The sequence below is a fragment of the Paraburkholderia fungorum genome (genome assembly GCF_902833645.1).
GTDB lineage: Bacteria > Pseudomonadota > Gammaproteobacteria > Burkholderiales > Burkholderiaceae > Paraburkholderia > Paraburkholderia fungorum.
In genome coordinates this window covers 1,094,682-1,113,326 of the sequence record NZ_CADFGE010000001.1, presented here as the reverse complement: position 1 = coordinate 1,113,326, position 18,645 = coordinate 1,094,682, and the positions used below count along the sequence as shown (strand labels likewise).

Genomic DNA, 18,645 nt, shown 5'->3' with positions numbered 1-18,645 from the left:
CCTTACTCGTCGATGCCGCCGGAAACCGGCTGGCGTGGCGACGTAGGCTGAATACTGTCGTCCCGCGACGGCAGCGCCGCGGTCGGCGCCGGCTCGCTGGCAGGACGGGGTTTGTGCGGAACGCCCGATTTACGCGGCGCTGCGTTCTTCGCCGTGGCGGACGCCGGCACAGCCGCCGACGCGCCGAATGTGCCGGACGCCGAAGCCGCCGTCGCCGCTGACGACGCTGCCATCGGGGCCGATGCGGCCGCAGCAGCGGAAGCCGCCGCAGCCGTCGACGCCGCGCCCGGCATCGGTAGCGCGGTGAAGCCGGCCGCGATCTTGACCGGCTGCGCTGCGTCTTGCGGCGAGGCCGCGCCACCCACTTCCGGTGCGGATGCATCCTGGGTCGCCGAGGCCGCTGCCGCGACAGCCGCTGCTTCAGCGCCGGGCTTGTTCTTGCCGACCAGGTAGTAATCGAGCACACGACGCGCGATCGGACCGGCTGCTTCCGCACCCCAGCCGCCGTTCTCGACGATCAGTGCAATGGCGATTTTCGGTTGATCGACAGGTGCAAAGGCAATGAACAGTGCGTGGTCGCGCAGATGTTCGGCGATCGCGTGGCCTTTGTAGTTCGCGCCCTGCAGCGAGTAGACCTGCGCCGTGCCGGTCTTGCCAGCGGCCTGATACTGTGCGCCGATGAACACCTTCGACGCCGTCCCGTTTGTCACGACGCCTTCCATCGCGTGCTTGATGAAGTCGATGTCCGATTGCTTCACGGCAATCCGGTCGCTCGGATCGCGCACGACCGGGCGCGTCTCTTTGGTGATCGGGTTTTCGATGTCACGCACCAGGTGCGGCTTCATCACGATACCGTTGTTCGCGAGCGTGGCCGTGGCGTGCGCGAGTTGCAGAATGGTGAACGAGTTATAGCCTTGGCCAATGCCCAGACTGATCGTTTCGCCCTCGTACCAGCGCTGCTGCTCAGGCTTGCGATACGCTTTGCGCTTCCATTCCGTCGACGGCAGGATGCCGCGCGCTTCGCCTGAAATGTCGATGCCGGTGATCTGACCGAAACCCCACGGCTTCATGAAGTTGGCGATGTTGTTGACGCCCAGATCGTGCGCGAGCATGTAGAAATAAGTGTCGTTCGACACGACGATCGCGCGGTTCATGTCGACCCAGCCCTGGCCCGAGCGCACGTCGTTGCGGAACGTGTGGCCGCCGAACGTATACGACCCCGGATCCTGGAAGCCCCAGCCCGGCGTGCGCTTATGCAGCGTCAGCGCGGCGAGCGCCATGAACGGCTTGTAGGTCGAGCCCGGCGGGTAGGTGCCGTGCAGCGGACGGTTCAGCAGCGGATGGTCGGGCGAGTTGTTGAGCTCGTCCCAGGTCTGCTGATCGATGCCGTCGACAAACGAATTCGGATCGAAGCTCGGCGCGGACACGAACGCCAGCACGTCGCCGGTCGCCGGCTCGATCGCGACCAGCGCGCCGCGGCGGCCGGCGAAGGCCTGTTCGGCGACCTGCTGCAAGCCGATATCGATCGACAGTTCCAGGTTATTCCCCGGCGTTGCCTGCGTGCGCGACAACGTGCGCACAGGCCGGCCGCCGGCGGTTACTTCGACTTCCTCAAAACCGGTCTGGCCATGCAGCTCCGTCTCGTAGCTCTGCTCGACGCCGATCTTGCCGATGTAGTCAGTGCCCTTGTAGTTGTTCGCGTCGAGGCGCGGATCGTAATGATCCGGATCGCTGTCGTTCGCATCGCTGGCGTCGTCGATACGGTCCTGATCGCGCTGCGAAATCCGGCCGATGTAGCCGATCACGTGCGCCGCGGTGGGCCCGAGCGGGTATTGGCGGAACAGGCGCGCGCGCACTTCCACGCCCGGAAAGCGGAAGCGTTGCGCGGTGAAGCGCGCGACTTCGTCGTCGGTGAGGCGGGTGCGGATCGGCAGGCTCTCGAAATTCTTCGAGTCTTCCTGCAGCTTCTTGAAGCGGCGCCGGTCGCGAGCGTCAATTGAAACCACGGTGGCGAGATTGTCGATCACGTTTTCGAGCGTGTCGTTCAGCTTCGACGGGGTGATTTCGAGCGTGTACGCCGAGTAGTTCTTGGCCAGCACGACGCCGTTGCGGTCGGTGATGATGCCCCGGTTCGGCACGATCGGCGCGACCGAGATGCGGTTTTCGTCGGCTTGCAGCGAGTACTTGCTGTAGTGCCAGACCTGCAGCACCAGGAAACGGAAACCGATCAGCCCGAAGCAGACGAACACGAACACGCCCGCCGCCGCGACGCGCAGGCGGAACTTCGAGAGCTGTTGCTGAGTGTCCTTGAATTCGGTCATGCGATTCTGCAAAAGGCCGTGTGACGGCCATCATGAGTGTGCGCCCAAACCGGCCCGAACCGGGCGGCATGAACAGCGATGCGCGTCGAGCGGGCCGGATAAGCGTGTTCCATCGGAACGGCCGGCGGCCTCGATGCGTGATTAAATCGGCCGCGTATCGTCCGGGTCGGCCGGGCGGCGTTGCGGCATCAGCAGCAGGACGCTGGCGATCGGCCACAGCGCCGCTTCGACGAAACCGTCGATCAGGTAACTCCAGCCCGGAAACGCCGCGCCCGTCAGCAGACGGATCACGAACGGCACCAGTTGCGCGACGACCAGCAGCGGCATCACCGCGAAAGTCTGCACGCCGAGCGACATCCACAGCACCCGGCGATGGATCGTAATCGCACCATACGACAACAACGTATACGCCAGCGCGTGCTCACCGAGCAGGCTGGCGTTGTGCACGTCCATCAGCAAGCCGAGAAAGAACGCGATGCCCATGCCCACTTTGCGCGGCTGGTGCACGTTCCAGAACAGCAGCACCAGCGCCACAAAGTCAGGCACGCCGGCAAGGCGCCCCCACGGCATCAGGTTCAGCAGGAACGCCGCAGCGAGGCTGAACGCGATGAAATACGGATTGACCGGCTGCAGGATGTATTGCGGACGGTTCATGGCTGTGCCCCCGGCGTGGCTGGCGGCTTCGTGTTCTTTTCAGCCTTTTCAGCGGCTGGCTTCTTTTCGGCGGCGGCTTTCTTCTCCGCGGCAGCGGTTTTGGCGGACGGCTTTTCCGCGGGTTTGGGGGGCGTGGCCGGCTTTTCCGCAGGCTTCGCAGCGGATTTATCCACCGCAGCCTTGCTGTCGGCAGCCTTGCCGCTCTTCTTCGCTTTGGCGTCTTTCGCGGTCGTGGCCGCGTCGGGCTCTTCCGCCGGACGCGGCGGCACGTTGTTCTGATAGTGCAGCACTAGCAACTGACGCGCACCGCGCACGGGCGCAACCGGCAAGCAGATCACGCGTGCGAACGCCGTATCGGCCTGTTTGTCGACCCGCACGACCTTGGCGACCGGCAGCCCCGGCGGATAAACGCCGTCCAGGCCGCTGGTGACGAGTTCGTCGCCGGTTTGCACGTCGGCGCTGATCGGCACGAAGCGCAGATCGAGCGTGTCGCCCTTCGGCGTGCCGTAAATCACGCTGCGCAAGCCGGTGCGCACGATCTGCACGGGCACGGCCTGGTCTTTGTCGGTGAGCAGCGTTACTTCGGCTTGCAGCGGGAATACGCGCGTCACCTGCCCGATCACGCCGTCTTCGTTGACGACCGGCGAGCCGTCCTGCACACCTTGCTGGGCGCCGCGGCCGATCACGACTTTCTGCGTGAACGGATCGCGCGTGTCGTACTGGATTTCAGCCGGTAGCGATTGGGTGGTCGAGCGCTGCGAGAGTTGCAGCAGCGCGCGCAAATGGGTGTTCTCGGCGGCCAGTTCGGCGGCCGTATTGGCTTGCTGCGCGAGCTGAAGATCTTTGGCGCGCAGCTTGTCGTTCTCGCTGCGCAACGTGGCGCTGGTCACCGCCAGGTCGGCCGCGCCCATGAAAACGTCGCGCGGCACGAGGGCTGCGCGTTGCAACGGATAAAGACCCGCGCCGAGCACGCCGCGAACGATTTCGAGCGTCTTGAAGCGTGCATCGGAGATCAGCAGGGCCAGCGCGAGCACGACGAAAAACATCAGCCGTGCGAGGGCGGAAGGGCCTTGCTTGAACAGGGGCGGCGGACTGTATTCCATGGTCGCCGGGGGCGTGAGCGGTTGGGTGAGACGGCGGCGCGCTAGGGACGCGCGTTCAGCACGCGGAGGCTGGCAGGCCCAGCCAACGGCAAACCGGCCCACATGGGGCCGTTTGCCTGATCCGCGCTACTGACATGGAGACGGGCTCGCTTACTCGTACGAGAAGATGCTGCCCAGCTTGTCCATGCGTTCGAGCGCCATGCCCGAGCCGCGCACAACGCAGGTCAGCGGGTCTTCGGCGACGAGCACCGGCAGGCCGGTTTCTTCGGCGAGCAGGCGGTCCAGATCGCGCAGCAGTGCGCCACCGCCCGTGAGCATCATGCCGCGCTCGGCGATGTCCGCGCCCAGTTCCGGCGGCGTTTGTTCGAGCGCGATCTTCACCGACGACACGATCTGGTTCAGCGGATCGGTGAGAGCTTCGAGAATTTCGTTGCTGGAGATCGTGAAGCTGCGCGGAATGCCTTCCGACAGATTGCGGCCCTTCACTTCCATTTCCTTGACTTCGGAACCCGGGAACGCGGAGCCGATTTCCTTCTTGATCGCCTCAGCGGTTTGTTCGCCGATCAGCATGCCGTAGTTGCGGCGGATATAGTTGACGATAGCTTCGTCGAACTTGTCGCCACCCACTCGCACCGAACCCTTGTACACGATGCCGCCGAGCGAGATCACGCCGACTTCGGTCGTGCCGCCGCCAATGTCGACAACCATCGAGCCGGTTGCTTCCGACACCGGCAGGCCGGCGCCGATTGCCGCAGCCATGGGTTCTTCAATGAGGTAGACCTGCGAAGCGCCCGCACCGTGTGCGGCTTCTTTAATGGCGCGGCGCTCGACCTGGGTTGAACCGCACGGCACGCAGATGATGATGCGCGGCGACGGCGAGAACATGCGCGATTCGTGAGCAGTTTTGATGAACTGCTTGATCATCTGTTCGGTGACGGTGAAGTCGGCGATCACGCCGTCTTTCATTGGGCGGATCGCCTCGATATTGCCAGGCACCTTGCCAAGCATCTGCTTGGCTTCCTTGCCGACCGCCTGAATGGTCTTCTTACCGTTGGGACCGCCTTCCTGGCGGATCGAGACCACCGACGGTTCGTCAAGAACGATACCCTTGCCACGCATGTAGATCAGCGTGTTGGCAGTGCCAAGGTCAATCGCCAGGTCGTTGGAGAAGTAGCTGCGCAAAAAACCGAACATTCAAAATCCTGTCTCGCTTGGGGCCGGCCCTCACAACGTATGCGCAGGGCGGCAGCGGAAAAAATAACAGCTTCAACCGGGCGGAAGCGGCGCCACAGGAACTTGAAGCTGCGAGGGAGTCTACCGGAGGCCGGTGCAAGGCCAGGACAGAAAAATCCGAACGATCTTTGGGAATTGTTCAGAAAGGCCTTGGTAAGTCGGTCCGGGTTTGGGTCGAACGCGTAATGATACCTTATAATTTTGGATGTTTTGAAGGAAACGGACGGCACTTTTTGCCGCCGCTGGCCCCTTTTTCGAGGTCTTCCTCCAGTGTCGTAACCCGCTGTCGCAGCATCGTTTTTCCCGCGCTGCGGCGGTCCACCACATTTTCCGGTGACTGCATGGCTCTGACCCTGACCGATGTTAAACGCATCGCGCATCTCGCGCGGCTCGAACTGGCTGATAGCGAAGCCGAGCACACGCTTGCCCAGCTCAATGATTTCTTCGGCCTCGTCGAGCAAATGCAGGCGGTCGATACCACCGGCATCGCCCCGCTGGCCCATCCGATCGAGCAGATCGAAGACGTCGCGCTGCGTCTGCGTAACGACGCGGTGACCGAAACGGTCGACCGTGAAGCGTTCCAGCGCCCGGCGCCGGCCGTGCAAGACGGTCTGTACCTCGTGCCGAAGGTGATCGAGTAAATGATCGACTAAGATTCGCGAATCAAGCCCAGGATAAAACGCAATGCATGAAAAAAGCTTGACCGAACTGCGTGCCGCCCTAGCGGCCAAGGAATGCTCCGCAGTCGAACTGGCGCAGCTCTATCTGAAGCGGATCGACGCGGCAAATAGCCTGAACGCCTTCATCCAGGTCGACGCCGACCTGACGCTCGCGCAGGCGAAAGCGGCCGACGCACTGCTTCACACCGGCCACGCCGGCCCACTGGTCGGCCTGCCGATCGCGCACAAAGACGTGTTCGTCACCAAGGGTTGGCGCTCCACGGCCGGCTCGAAGATGCTGTCGAATTACGAGAGCCCGTTCGACGCGACCGTGGTCGCGCGTTTGCAGAACGCCGGCATGGTGTGCGTGGGCAAGACCAACATGGACGAGTTCGCGATGGGCTCGTCCAACGAGAATTCGTACTTTGGTCCCGTGCAGAATCCGTGGGATCGTCAGGCTGTGCCGGGCGGTTCGTCTGGCGGCTCGGCGGCGGCCGTGGCGGCGCGTCTCGCCCCCGCTGCCACCGGCACCGATACCGGCGGCTCGATTCGGCAGCCGGCGTCGTTCTCCGGCATTACCGGCATCAAGCCGACGTACGGCCGTGTGTCGCGTTACGGCATGATCGCATTCGCATCGTCGCTGGATCAGGGCGGTCCGATGGCCCAGACCGCCGCGGATTGCGCGACGTTGCTCAACGCCATGGCCGGTTTCGACGAGCGCGATTCGACCAGCCTCACGCGCGAAGACGAAGACTTCACACGCTACATCGGCAAGACGTGGAAAGAAGACGGCGCGGACAAACCGCTCGCCGGCCTGCGCATCGGCCTGCCGAAAGAGTATTTCGGCGCAGGTTTGGCGGATGACGTGCGCGCCTCGATCGACGCCGCGTTGAAGCAATACGAAGCACTCGGTGCGACGCTGGTGGAAGTCTCGCTGCCGAAAACCGAGCTGTCGATCCCGGTGTACTACGTGATCGCACCGGCGGAAGCTTCGTCGAACCTGTCGCGTTTCGACGGCGTGCGCTTCGGCCATCGTGCCGCGGAGTATCGCGATCTGCTCGACATGTACAAGAAGTCGCGTGCCGAAGGCTTCGGTCCGGAAGTGAAGCGCCGCATTCTGGTGGGCGCCTATGTGCTGTCGCATGGCTATTACGACGCGTACTACCTGCAGGCGCAGAAGATCCGCCGCATCATCGCGCAGGACTTCCAGGAAGCGTTCAAGCACTGTGACGTGATCATGGGGCCGGTCGCGCCGTCGGTGGCGTGGGACCTCGGTGCGAAGGGCGACGATCCGGTGCAGATGTATCTGGCCGACATCTATACGCTGTCGGTGAGCCTTGCCGGTTTGCCTGGTATGAGCGTGCCGTGCGGCTTTGGCGCGGGCGCGAATGCACAGCGGCCCGTGGGTCTGCAGATCATCGGCAACTATTTCAATGAAGCCCGGATGCTGCAAGTGGCGGACGCGTTCCAGCGCGCGACCGATTGGCACCGCAAAGCGCCGGCAGGAGTGTGAGCACCATGACCAAGCAATGGGAAGTCGTGATCGGTCTGGAGACCCACGCGCAACTGTCGACCCAGTCGAAGATTTTCTCGGGCGCTGCCACCCAATTCGGCGCCGCGCCGAACACGCAGGCGTGCCCCGTCGATCTGGCATTGCCGGGCACGCTGCCGGTGATGAACCGCGGCGCCGTGGAGCGTGCGATCCAGTTCGGCCTGGCGATTGGCTCGACGATCGCGCCGCGCAGCATCTTCGCGCGCAAGAATTATTTCTACCCCGATCTGCCGAAGGGCTATCAGATCAGCCAGTACGAAATTCCCGTGGTGCAGGGCGGCCAGGTGACGATTCAGGTCCCGGCTAACGAAAAGGCGGGTACGGAAGCATACGAGAAGGTCGTCAACCTGACGCGCGCTCACCTTGAAGAAGACGCGGGCAAGTCGTTGCACGAAGACTTCGCGGGCATGACGGGCATTGACCTGAATCGCGCCGGCACGCCGCTGCTCGAAATCGTCACCGAGCCGGAAATGCGCAGCGCGGCTGAAGCGGTCGCGTATGCAAAGACGCTGCACACGCTGGTTACCTGGCTCGGCATCTGCGACGGCAACATGCAGGAAGGCTCGTTCCGTTGCGACGCGAACGTGTCGGTGCGCCCGGTCGGTCAGGCGGAATTCGGCACGCGTGCCGAAATCAAGAACCTGAACTCGTTCCGCTTCCTCGAAGAAGCGATCCAGTACGAAGTGCGCCGTCAGATCGAATTGATCGAAGACGGCGGCACGGTGGTGCAGGAAACGCGTCTGTACGATCCGGACAAGCGCGAAACGCGTTCCATGCGCAGCAAGGAAGACGCGCACGATTACCGCTATTTCCCCGATCCCGATCTGATGCCGCTCGTGATCGACGCGGCGTGGGTCGAGCGCGTGAAGAACGAAATGCCGGAACTGCCGGTCGCGATTCAACAGCGCTTCGTCACGCAATACGGCCTGACGCCGTATGACGCAAACGTGCTGACGTCGAGCAAGGCGATGGCCGCGTACTACGAGGCGGTTGTACTCAAGGTCGGTCCGGCGAATGCCAAGGTCGCGGCTAACTGGCTGATGGGCGAAGTGTCGTCGCAATTGAACCGCGAAGGCCTGGACATCGCGCAGAGCCCGGTTTCGTCCGCGCAACTCGCGTTGTTGTTGCAGCGTATCGCCGACGGCACGATCTCGAACAAGATCGCGAAGGAAATTTTCGTCGCGATCTGGGAAGAGAAGGCCACCGACGAAGCCGCCGCCGATCGCATCATCGAGGCGAAGGGTTTGAAGCAGATTTCGGACACCGGCGCGCTCGAAGCGATCATCGACGAAGTGCTCGCCGCGAATGCGAAGTCGGTTGAGGAATTCCGCGCCGGCAAGGAAAAGGCGTTCAATGCACTGATCGGTCAGGCGATGAAAGCCACCAAGGGCAAGGCCAATCCGGCGCAGGTCAACGAACTGCTGAAGAAGAAGCTGTCCTGAGTCGAAGCAATGTGACCGGTGCGAATGCGTCGGTCATCGCGGGCTGTTGCCGGAAACGAAAGTGGGGCAACGGCCCGTTTCATTTGCGGGCGATGTTTTAACGCAGATCACGGAGTGTGTGAATGGCGAAGCAACCCGAACTCGACGATTTCCGCGTGCCGTATTTCGACGACGGCAAGAAGAACAACAAATTCTCACTCGACGCGTTCGACCCGTCCGCAAAACCTTTTTCGTCCGGTTCAAAAGATGCCGACCGGGCGCGCTTGTCGGAGATCGGCGCGATCCTCGACACGCAGCAGGAGTGCCTGCACGCGCAACGGACACGGCGGGTGCTGCTGGTGTTGCAAGGCATGGACACGAGCGGCAAGGACGGCACGATCCGCGCGGTGTTTCATGAAGTCGATCCGCTCGGTTTGCGCATCGTGCCGTTCAAGGCGCCGACGCCAATGGAACTGGCGCACGATTTTCTATGGCGCGTGCATGCGCAGGCGCCCGCCGCCGGTGAGCTGACGATTTTCAACCGTAGCCACTACGAAGATTTGCTGGTGCCGCGCGTGCTTGGCAATCTGGATGCCGGAGCATTCGAGCAGCGCTGTGGCCACATTCGCCAGTTCGAAAAGTTGCTAGCCGACAGCGGTACGGCCATTATCAAATGCATGCTGCACATTTCGAAAGACGAGCAGCGCGCGCGTTTGCAGGCGCGCATCGACGATCCGAACAAGCACTGGAAATTCGACGTCTCCGATCTCGAAGCGCGCAAGCAGTGGGACCAGTATCAGGCGGCGTACCGCGATATGCTGGCCGTGACGTCGACCGACTACGCGCCGTGGTACGTGGTGCCTGCCGATTCGAAGACGCATCGCAATGTGATGGTCGCCGAGTTGTTGCTGCGCACGTTCCAGGCGCTGAAGCTCGAATATCCACCTGCCAAAGAATCGCTGAAGGGCGTCAAGGTCGAATGATCCGGTGCCTTCGGCCCTTTGCTCCACAAACGAATTGAACATCAAGGGAACGACATGTTGCGTGTGATTACCGCCAACCTGAACGGCATCCGCTCAGCGGCAAAGAAGGGTTTTTTCGATTGGTTCGGCGAACAGAAAGCCGATGTGCTGTGCGTGCAGGAAATCAAATGTTCGCAAGACGATCTGACGCCGGAGTTCATGTCGCCGCACGGTTTCACCGGTTATTTCCAGCACGCGGTGAAGAAAGGTTATAGCGGCGCGGGCGTGTACACGCGACATGAGCCGGATGAAGTGGTGATCGGCTTCGGCAGCGAGGAATTCGATCCGGAAGGGCGCTATGTCGAATTGCGTTTCGGCAAACTGTCGGTGATCTCGGTGTACGTGCCGTCGGGATCGAGTGGTGACGAACGTCAGCAGGCCAAGTTCCGCTTCATGGACGAGTTCATGCCGCATCTCGCCGAGTTGGCCCAGGAACGGGAAGTGATCGTGTGCGGCGACGTGAACATCGTCCACAAAGAGATCGACATCAAGAACTGGAAGAGCAACCAGAAGAATTCAGGCTGCCTGCCGGAAGAGCGCGAGTGGTTGACTAAGCTGTTTGACGAAGTGGGCTACGTCGACGTGTTCCGCACGCTCGACCAGCGGCCCGAGCAATACACGTGGTGGAGTAACCGCGGTCAGGCGTATGCGAAGAACGTGGGGTGGCGGATCGATTATCAGATCGCCACGCCGGGCATCGCCGGCAAGGCGAAACGCACCGAAGTGTTCCGCGATATCAAATTCAGCGACCACGCGCCGCTGACAGTCGATTACGACCACAAGGTCAAGAAGTAAGGACGGCTAGCCCGAGCCGCAAGGAACCGTGCAAGCCGCAAGCGCCGCGGCTTGCACGCCTCACTCGCTACTGATGGGTTTGCGGCGCGGGCGGCCCATGCCGGCATAGTCCGGCAGCGCATCGACGCTCTTGCCGATGGCCTTCGCATAGAGCGGCAGCATGTCCGGCAAGCGCTTGATGAGGTCTTGGCGCCGCGCCGGCGTGTACGGGTGCACGTAGATAAAGCCCTGGTCGCGGTTGCTGCGCGTTGCAGTGGCCAGCTTGTCCCACAGCGTGACCGCGGCCCGCGGATCGAAACCGGCGCGCGAGGCAATGTCGCTGCCGATCACGTCGGCCTCGGTTTCGTCGGTGTTCTCGTACCGCATCTCCAGCAGGCGCGAACCGATGCCGAGCGGCGCCGCGCCCAGATCGGCGAGCCCGAATAGCTGCGGGATCGTGCCGGATGAGTCGAGCTGGCTGGCCTGCAGTTCACCGAGCCGTTCGCGCGCATGCTCGCGCAGCGCGTGGGCGATCTCGTGACCGATCAGCATGCCGAGTTCGTTGTCGTTCAGACGCACGCGATCGAGCAGACCGCTGTACACCACGATCTTGCCGCCCGGCAGGCAGTACATGCGGATATCGGGCGAGCGCACCACTGCCAGATCCCACTTCCAGTTCTTTGCCCGCTCGTTCCACTTCAGCGAGTAGGGAATCATTTTGTCGATGATCGAACGCACCCGTGTGACGTGGGCGTCGGTGTCGCCGTACAGACTGTTCGCGTGCTCGGCGCCGTAGACGATCTCGTTGAACTCCTGAGCGGCTTGCGCCTCGAGCATCGGCGACGGGATCAGGTTGCGAAACACGAGGTAGCCGCCATAGCGTAACTGCGTGTTCGGCGCGCTGTAAGTCGGCGGTGCAGGGACGCTGGAGGTCGCCGCGGGCGTTCTTGCGGTCACCGGCGCCGGGGACTGCTGCGTGGAAGCTGGCGGCGCGGTGGCTGCGGGCGTACTGCCGGCGTTTGTAGCGCTGGTCGCGCCGGGCGCCGTCGATGTCGCGTTTTCGGAGCCCGCCGCGGCCACTGCGGACTTTGCCGCTGGCGTCGCCGCGGGTGCCGGCGAAGGCGACGACGTTGGCGCCGACGTTGATGACGGCGCGCTGGTGCCGGCCGCCGTCGCGGCCGCGGCGTACGCATTCGACGGCGCGCCGACCGTGAGGCTCGTCGCGCAACCGAGCGCCAACGCCGCGCGCAGCAGCGTGTGGCCAGACTTGGGCGAAGCAATGCCCGAGGCAGCCGATTCCGGGCGCACGAGGCGCTCTGAGTGAAGCACCGTCACGACCGCGTTCTCCACGGAGCGATGCGCAGCAGAAGCAGCATGCCGGGCAATGCCAGCGCGGTACACACGATGAAGTAGTCGAACCAGCCGATCCGCGCGACCAGATAGCCGCTTGCCGCCGATGCCAGCGTGCGCGGTACCGAAGCCAGGCTCGTAAAGAGCGCGAACTGCGTAGCGGTGTAACGCGGGTCGGTGGTGCTGGCGATGTAAGCGGTGAAGGCCGCCATCGTCAGACCGGTAGCGAAGGTTTCGAGACCGTAGACCAGCGCCAGCGCGACCGAGCGCGGATCGAGCTGCACTGTCCAGTCGATGTCTACCAGCGCGAGCAGCTTCGACGTACCCTGGCTCAGCCAGACAGCGATGTCATAGATCACGGCAAGACCCGGCGACGCCGGGCCAAGATGCGCAAGCCATGCAAAGCCGAGCGTGGACACCATCTGCAGGATGCCGAAGATCCACAGCCCGCGGCCGATGCCGATTTTCATCAGCCAGATTCCGCCGACAATCCCGCCCGCCAGACTCGCGCCGAACGCGGTGGTCTTGGCGATCACGCCGATCTGCGTGCGCGAATAGCCGATGTCGAGAAAGAACGACGTGGACAGCGTGGTCGCCATCGTGTCGCCGAGCTTATAAAGAAAGATGAAACCGAGCACGAACAGCGCACCGCGCCAGCCATCGCGTTGAATGAACTCGCGGAATGGCTCGATGATCGCGTCGCGCAGATTCTTCGGCGGCGTGCCATGCACTTCGGGCTCGCGCACGACCAGCGTCATAACCATGCCAGGCAGCATGAATGCCGCGGTGACGATGAAGACGGTGGTCCACGGCAGATGGTCGGACAAAATCAGCGCCAGCGATCCCGGCACCAGCGCGGCGATCTTGTAAGCGTTCACGTGCACCGCATTGCCAAGACCCTGCTGGGTATCGCTCAGCAACTCGCGCCGGTAGGCGTCGATCGAAATGTCCTGGCTCGCGCCGAAGAACGCGACCAGTGCGGTCAAGGCGGCCACCGTCCAGATCGAGTCGCGCGGCGACACGAAACCTAGCGTGGCAATCGCGCCCGCGACCAGAATCTGCGTGACCAGCATCCAGCCGCGCCGTCTGCCCGGACGCCAGCCCGGCAAACGCGGCACGTAGCGGTCCATCAGCGGCGCCCAGACGAATTTCCAGGTGTACGGGAACTGGATCAGCGCAAACAGGCCGATTTCCTTCAGGTTGACGCCTTCGGAGCGTAGCCAGGCCTGCACCAGATAGACGAGCGTGAACAGCGGCAGTCCCGACGTAAAGCCGAGAAAGACGCAGATCAGCATGCGCGTATTCAGGAACGCGCGCCAGCCGGGATGTTCTTCGTGAGCGGTAAGTGCAGGCGCCTCGTGCGGCGGGTTCGACATGTGGATAAATGGGGTTAGCTTTTCTTGACGCGATAGACCGCAAGACTACCACGCCAGTTCACCCCCCACCGCACCACCTGGCCGTCGTGGAGCACCACGCGGTCGAGAATCTCGATGCCGACTTCCGGCGCAAGCGCCTCGAAATCCTTGATTGTCAGCACCCGCACGTTTGGCGTGTTGTGCCACTGGTAAGGCAGCGACTTCGAGACCGGCATGCGGCCTTTCAGCACCGAGAGCCGGTGCGCCCAGTAACCGAAATTCGGGAACGAGACGATGCATTCCTTGCCCACCCGGACCGTCTCGCGCAGGATCGCAGCCGTTTGATGAATGGTTTGCAGCGTTTGCGACAAAACCGCGAAATCGAAGCTGCGGTCTTCGAACAGGCGAAGGCCGTCTTCCAGATTCTGCTGGATCACATTGACGCCGTTTTGCGTCGACGCCAACACGCCGGCGTCGTTGATTTCGATGCCGTAGCCCTGCACGTCGAGTTCTTCGGTCAGCAGCGACAGCAAGGAGCCGTCGCCGCAACCCAGATCGAGCACGGTGGCGCGCGGTTCGACCCAGCGGGCGATCGCGCGGAAGTCCGGGCGCAACGCCAGATAATCGAGTGCTCGCTGGTTCATGCGTTCACCTCGTTTGCAATGCGTTCGTAGTAGGCGCGCATCAGGTTGTGATAGCGCGCGTCGTCTAGCAGGAAGGCGTCGTGGCCGTGCGGCGCGTCGATTTCCGCGTAGGTCACGGTGCGCTTGTGGTCGAGCAACGCCTTCACCAGCTCGCGCGAGCGGGCCGGCGCGAAACGCCAGTCGGTCGAGAAACTGGCGATCAGGTATTTCGCGGTGGTGTGCGCGACGGCGGCGGTCAGGTCGCCGTCGAAAGCCTTGGCTGGATCGAAATAGTCGAGCGCGCGGGTGATCAGCAGGTAGGTGTTCGCATCGAAGTAGTCGGCGAATTTATCGCCCTGGTAGCGCAGATACGACTCCACTTCGAACTCGACGTCGAAGTTGAAGTTGTACGCGTCCACCGCGCCTTCCGCGCGACGCAGCGAGCGGCCGAATTTCTCGGCCATGTCGTCGTCCGACAGATACGTGATGTGGCCGATCATGCGCGCGACGCGCAAGCCGCGCTTCGGCTTCACGTTGTGCGCATAGTAGTTGCCGCCGTGGAAGTCGGGGTCCGACAGGATTGCCGAGCGCGCCACTTCGTTGAACGCGATGTTCTGCGCGGACAGCTTCGGGGTGGACGCCACGACGATGCAATGGCCCACGCGGTCCGGATACATCATGCTCCACGCGAGCGCCTGCATGCCGCCGAGGCTGCCGCCCATCACCGCCGCGAAGCGCGCGATGCCGAATTCATCGGCGACGCGCGCCTGGGCCTTCACCCAGTCTTCCACCGTCACGACAGGAAAGGTCGCGCCGTACGGCTTGCCGGTAGCCGGATCGATGCTCATCGGCCCGGTCGAGCCGAAGCACGAACCCAGGTTGTTCACGCCGATCACGAAGAACCGGTTGGTGTCGAGCGGCTTGCCCGGGCCGACCATGTTGTCCCACCAGCCGATGTCCTTCGGATTGTCCGCGTACACGCCCGCCACGTGGTGCGACGCGTTGAGCGCGTGGCACACCAGCACGGCATTGCTGCGCGCGGCGTTGAGCGTGCCGTAGGTCTCGACCATCAGGTCGTAACCGGCCAGCGAGCTGCCGTTCTGCATGAGCAGCGGCTCGGTGAAATGCATTTTTTGGGGAGCGACGATACCGATCGATTCCATTCATCCCGCCATTTAACAGATACAGGGCGGCTAGATTGGCGTCGGCGAGGCACGGAGGCGAAACGATGTGCGCGGCTGACGACCTCTTTAGCCGCATTTATAGTGAACCGCGGGAAAGACGTTCCCGGCAGTTCGCGCGCCCGCAATCGAGTCAGCAAATCGGCGCGTGATACTACGTGTTCAGGTGTTCAAGGTGCTCTGGACAGCGCTCCCGGGTACTTCGGCGAGCCGCGGTCAGGCGCAAAGTATAGCGGAAAATTTCGCGCGGCAGCGTCGCGGGCGCCGCTGTGAACTCGCGCACCGCGCGGACTACTGAAGAATCAGCAGCAGTTGCGCATCGGCGTGTTCGGCGGGCTGCCGCGCAAAGCCACTGCGCACATACCGATGCCAGCGGCCGATGATGTAGCTCAGCAGCAGGCTCGCCCGGATCGCCGGATCGTAGCCTGGCGGCAGCGGGACCGCCTGCGCATTGGCGCTCGGGCTTGCGTTTTCGCCTCCCCTTGCGTTCGCTTCCAGTTGCGCCACACGCAAACACTGCTTCAACGACGCCTCGACCCGTTCCAGCATCTGATTGACCCGCTCGGTCAGCCGTTCGTGTTCGCCGACCAGCGCTTCGCAGGTCAACACGCGTGTCATGCCGGGATTCTTCGCAGGGAAGTTGAGCAACATCAGCGCAATCGCGCGGGCCTGCAGCACGCCGTTGCTTTCCTTGTCGGCGATCTGGTTGATCAGGCCGAAGATGGTTTGCTCGATGAACTCGATCAGCCCTTCGAACATTTGCGCTTTGCTGGCGAAATGGCGGTACAGCGCGGCCTCCGAGACGCCGAGCCGGGCGGCGAGGGCCGCTGTTGTGATCTTTTCGCTCTTCGGCGCCTCCAGCATCGCGGCAAGCGTCTGCAAGATGTGCACGCGGCGCTCGCCCGGCTTCAGACGCGCCGCACGCGGGGCGGCCGGCTGGGTGGGTTCGTCTTCGGCTACGGCTTCGTCAGGCTTGTCGATCGGCTGCATGGCTGTCGTCCCGTCTGCTGTCCCTTCAATCGAACCGAGCGGGTGCCCAGTCTTAGCGATTTTAACGAACGAATGCATCGGTCGACATAGTGCGGCCGGCCGGTGCCCGGCAGACGCGTCGGGATGCCGTCCGCATGCGGTTTGCGCGGCAGATGACCGGTGATCCACACCGTGCGGATGCCGAGTTGCCGGTAGTTCTTCAGATGCGAACGCGTGTCTTCCACGAGGATCACGTCTTTGAGCGAGACGTGCGCGTCGCGCATCGCCTTGCGCAGCATCGCATGGTCAGGTTTGGCGCGCCAACTGCGGCGGTCGCGCATGTGTTCGATTGCGATCACCTGTTCGAACAGGCGCTCGATGCGCAGTTTCGCCAGCACCGCGCGTGCGTAGGCCTCAGGGGCATTGGTCAGCACGATCTTGCGGCCGGGCAGCGCCGCGACGAGCCGCGCTATACCGCGTTCGTGACGGATCATCGAACCGAGATCGGGGAACGTGTGGACGACTTTCAGAAAATCGTTCGGGTCGAGCGGATGATGACGGGCGAGGCCGAGCAGCGTCGCGCCGTAGCGTTGCGTGTAGCCGGTGCGCAGGCGGTTGGCTTCGTCGATGTCGACCTGCAACGCGTCGATGATGTACTGCGTCATGCCCTGATTGATCGCGGGGAAGATCGCGTGCGAGGCGTGATGCAGCGTGTTGTCGAGATCGAACAGCCAGACCGGACTGCCACCTGGGATGTGCGGACGACGGCGTCGGGAAGTGGGGGTGCGCATGATGGAGGACGCCGTTCAGGCGCAGGCAGTCGCTTCGCGTGGCGAACGCTGACGACGGTTCGCGACGCGCAGGGCGATAGAAAAGGAAGACGTGTCGTTGCGCCGGAGGGTGGCGCGTTGTGCGTCACAGCTGGGCGCGGCGGCGCTGCAACTGCACGGCCCACGCGGCACGCCTGGCTGGCGTACCGCGTGGGCCGGGTTTGAGGCAGGAATCAATGCGAGCGGATCATCGTGCCGAACGGCTGTTCGGTGAGAATTTCCAGCAGCACCGAGTGCTCGATACGCCCGTCGATGATGTGCACCGAACGCACGCCGCTCTTGGCCGCATCCAGTGCCGACGAGATTTTCGGCAGCATGCCGCCGGAGATCGTGCCGTCAGCGAACAGGCCGTCGATTTCGCGTGCCGACAGATCGGTCAGCAGATTGCCTTCCTTATCCATCACGCCCGGGATGTTGGTCATGATCACGAGCTTTTCGGCGTTCAGCACGACCGCCAGTTTGCCCGCGACCAGATCCGCGTTAATGTTGTATGACAGGCCGTCTTCGCCGAAGCCGATTGGCGAGATCACCGGAATGAAGGCGTCGTCCTGCAGCGCTTTCACGACCGCCGGATTGATCGCCTCGACTTCGCCCACCTGACCGATATCGACGTACTGGCCCGGATTGTCGCGATCCGGCATCTGCATCTTGCGCGCGTGGATCAGGCCGCCGTCTTTGCCGGTCAGACCGACCGCGTGGCCGCCGAAGTGGTTGATCAGCGTGACGATGTCCTGCTGCACTTCGCCGCCGAGCACCCATTCGACGACTTCCATCGTCTCTTCGTCGGTGACGCGCATGCCCTGAATGAAGGTGCCCTGCTTGCCGATTTTCTTAAGCGCCTGGTCGATTTGCGGACCGCCGCCGTGCACGATGACCGGATTGATACCGACCAGTTTCAGCAGAATCACGTCGCGCGCGAAGCCTTGCTTCAGGCGCTCTTCCGTCATGGCGTTGCCGCCGTATTTGATGACCACGGTCTTACCGTGATACTGGCGAATGTAGGGCAGCGCCTCGGCCAGGATTTCAGCCTTCAGGGTGGGCGCGATCTGCGAAAGGTCAGGAAGCTCGGACATGGCGGCAGGCTCTGGCACGGAACAGTTAAAACAGGGCGAATTGTACAGGACTGGCGCGCTGCAACAGGGTTTTCGATATGGTCCCCGGTGACGGGCGGCGCGGGCTTTGCGCACTGCGCAACGGACGGCCTGGAGCTGCGACCGGCAAGCAAGCTTACCGCCGTTCGCGTGGCCCCGTGAATTGGCCGAATGGCCGACTGACGGGGGCCCGCGAGTCGTGGCATTATTTCCTGTGTTTCCTGATCCAGGCTGAAGCGAGATCATCCGGCCCTTATGAAATCGTCAGCGTCCCGCTCTGAAAGCAGCGCGCTTTGTCCGCGCTGCGGTCATGCGTTCGATTGCGCCATGCATGGGGTGCCATTCGACTGCTGGTGCCGTGAGATGCCGGCTCTGCCGTTAGACCGGCTCGAGCCGTCCGGCCGCTGCCTGTGCCCTGAATGTCTCGCCGCGGAGCTTGCACGGGCCGTGCACCCGGCGCCGGGTGCCGGTTTGCCTTGACGGCGGCGCGGAGCGGCTCCGGTAGTA

At 63.1% G+C, this 18,645-nt stretch carries 17 protein-coding genes; 6 read left to right on the top strand and 11 right to left on the bottom strand.

Features of this window, described 5'->3' with window-relative positions:
• Positions 1-2: 2 nt before the first annotated feature.
• The 4 genes from mrdA to HWX91_RS05010 form a co-directional block, all read right to left on the bottom strand.
• The gene (mrdA, locus tag HWX91_RS05025; protein ID WP_028197719.1) at positions 3-2,321 is read right to left on the bottom strand and encodes a penicillin-binding protein 2; all 2,319 of its coding nucleotides are present in this window, start codon (positions 2,319-2,321) and stop codon (positions 3-5) included.
• 141 nt (positions 2,322-2,462) lie between these two features.
• Complete coding sequence (gene mreD, locus HWX91_RS05020; RefSeq protein WP_028197720.1) at positions 2,463-2,975, bottom strand: rod shape-determining protein MreD; 513 nt, start codon at positions 2,973-2,975, stop codon at positions 2,463-2,465.
• A complete protein-coding gene (gene mreC / locus HWX91_RS05015) occupies positions 2,972-4,078 on the bottom strand; it encodes a rod shape-determining protein MreC (RefSeq protein WP_028197721.1) in 1,107 nt (368 codons plus the stop codon). Before mreC ends, mreD begins: the two co-directional genes overlap by 4 nt.
• Positions 4,079-4,228: 150 nt before the next feature.
• Complete coding sequence (locus HWX91_RS05010; protein ID WP_004189550.1) at positions 4,229-5,272, bottom strand: rod shape-determining protein; 1,044 nt, start codon at positions 5,270-5,272, stop codon at positions 4,229-4,231.
• A gap of 380 nt (positions 5,273-5,652) precedes the next feature.
• Between HWX91_RS05010 and gatC the strand changes: the two genes are divergently transcribed.
• The 5 genes from gatC (at position 5,653) to HWX91_RS04985 (ending at position 10,760) form a co-directional block, all read left to right on the top strand.
• A complete protein-coding gene (gatC, locus tag HWX91_RS05005; protein WP_028197722.1) occupies positions 5,653-5,952 on the top strand; it encodes an Asp-tRNA(Asn)/Glu-tRNA(Gln) amidotransferase subunit GatC in 300 nt (99 codons plus the stop codon).
• A 43-nt stretch (positions 5,953-5,995) separates the two neighbouring features.
• Positions 5,996-7,483 (top strand): Asp-tRNA(Asn)/Glu-tRNA(Gln) amidotransferase subunit GatA, encoded by a 1,488-nt coding sequence (gene gatA, locus HWX91_RS05000; RefSeq protein ID WP_028197723.1) that lies wholly within the window; start codon positions 5,996-5,998, stop codon positions 7,481-7,483.
• Between the two features lie 5 nt (positions 7,484-7,488).
• On the top strand, positions 7,489-8,964 hold the full coding sequence (gene gatB / locus HWX91_RS04995) for an Asp-tRNA(Asn)/Glu-tRNA(Gln) amidotransferase subunit GatB (protein WP_028197724.1): 1,476 nt from the start codon (positions 7,489-7,491) through the stop codon (positions 8,962-8,964).
• 122 nt (positions 8,965-9,086) lie between these two features.
• A complete protein-coding gene (locus HWX91_RS04990) occupies positions 9,087-9,926 on the top strand; it encodes a PPK2 family polyphosphate kinase (protein ID WP_028197725.1) in 840 nt (279 codons plus the stop codon).
• 54 nt (positions 9,927-9,980) lie between these two features.
• Positions 9,981-10,760, top strand: a complete 780-nt coding sequence (locus tag HWX91_RS04985; RefSeq protein ID WP_028197726.1) for an exodeoxyribonuclease III — start codon at positions 9,981-9,983, stop codon at positions 10,758-10,760.
• A gap of 60 nt (positions 10,761-10,820) precedes the next feature.
• Here HWX91_RS04985 and HWX91_RS04980 read toward each other — a convergent pair whose 3' ends face one another.
• From HWX91_RS04980 to argB, 7 genes are all read right to left on the bottom strand, one after another.
• A complete protein-coding gene (locus HWX91_RS04980) occupies positions 10,821-12,020 on the bottom strand; it encodes a M48 family metallopeptidase (protein WP_244144011.1) in 1,200 nt (399 codons plus the stop codon).
• A 50-nt stretch (positions 12,021-12,070) separates the two neighbouring features.
• Positions 12,071-13,465, bottom strand: a complete 1,395-nt coding sequence (locus HWX91_RS04975) for an AmpG family muropeptide MFS transporter (protein WP_028197727.1) — start codon at positions 13,463-13,465, stop codon at positions 12,071-12,073.
• A gap of 14 nt (positions 13,466-13,479) precedes the next feature.
• On the bottom strand, positions 13,480-14,088 hold the full coding sequence (metW, locus tag HWX91_RS04970; protein ID WP_028197728.1) for a methionine biosynthesis protein MetW: 609 nt from the start codon (positions 14,086-14,088) through the stop codon (positions 13,480-13,482).
• Positions 14,085-15,230 (bottom strand): homoserine O-succinyltransferase MetX, encoded by a 1,146-nt coding sequence (metX, locus tag HWX91_RS04965; RefSeq protein WP_028197729.1) that lies wholly within the window; start codon positions 15,228-15,230, stop codon positions 14,085-14,087. The genes metW and metX overlap by 4 nt, the downstream gene beginning before the upstream one ends.
• 309 nt (positions 15,231-15,539) lie before the next feature.
• Positions 15,540-16,238 carry a nucleoid occlusion factor SlmA gene (gene slmA / locus HWX91_RS04960; protein WP_028197730.1) on the bottom strand — a complete coding sequence of 233 codons (699 nt, stop codon included), beginning with the start codon at positions 16,236-16,238 and terminating at the stop codon, positions 15,540-15,542.
• A complete protein-coding gene (locus tag HWX91_RS04955) occupies positions 16,205-17,008 on the bottom strand; it encodes a pyrimidine 5'-nucleotidase (RefSeq protein WP_028197731.1) in 804 nt (267 codons plus the stop codon). Before HWX91_RS04955 ends, slmA begins: the two co-directional genes overlap by 34 nt.
• A 212-nt stretch (positions 17,009-17,220) precedes the next feature.
• A complete protein-coding gene (argB, locus tag HWX91_RS04950) occupies positions 17,221-18,120 on the bottom strand; it encodes an acetylglutamate kinase (RefSeq protein ID WP_028197732.1) in 900 nt (299 codons plus the stop codon).
• 273 nt (positions 18,121-18,393) lie between these two features.
• Here argB and HWX91_RS04945 point away from each other — a divergent pair, with 273 nt between their 5' ends.
• Positions 18,394-18,618 (top strand): cysteine-rich CWC family protein, encoded by a 225-nt coding sequence (locus tag HWX91_RS04945; protein ID WP_081833147.1) that lies wholly within the window; start codon positions 18,394-18,396, stop codon positions 18,616-18,618.
• Positions 18,619-18,645: the final 27 nt, after the last annotated feature.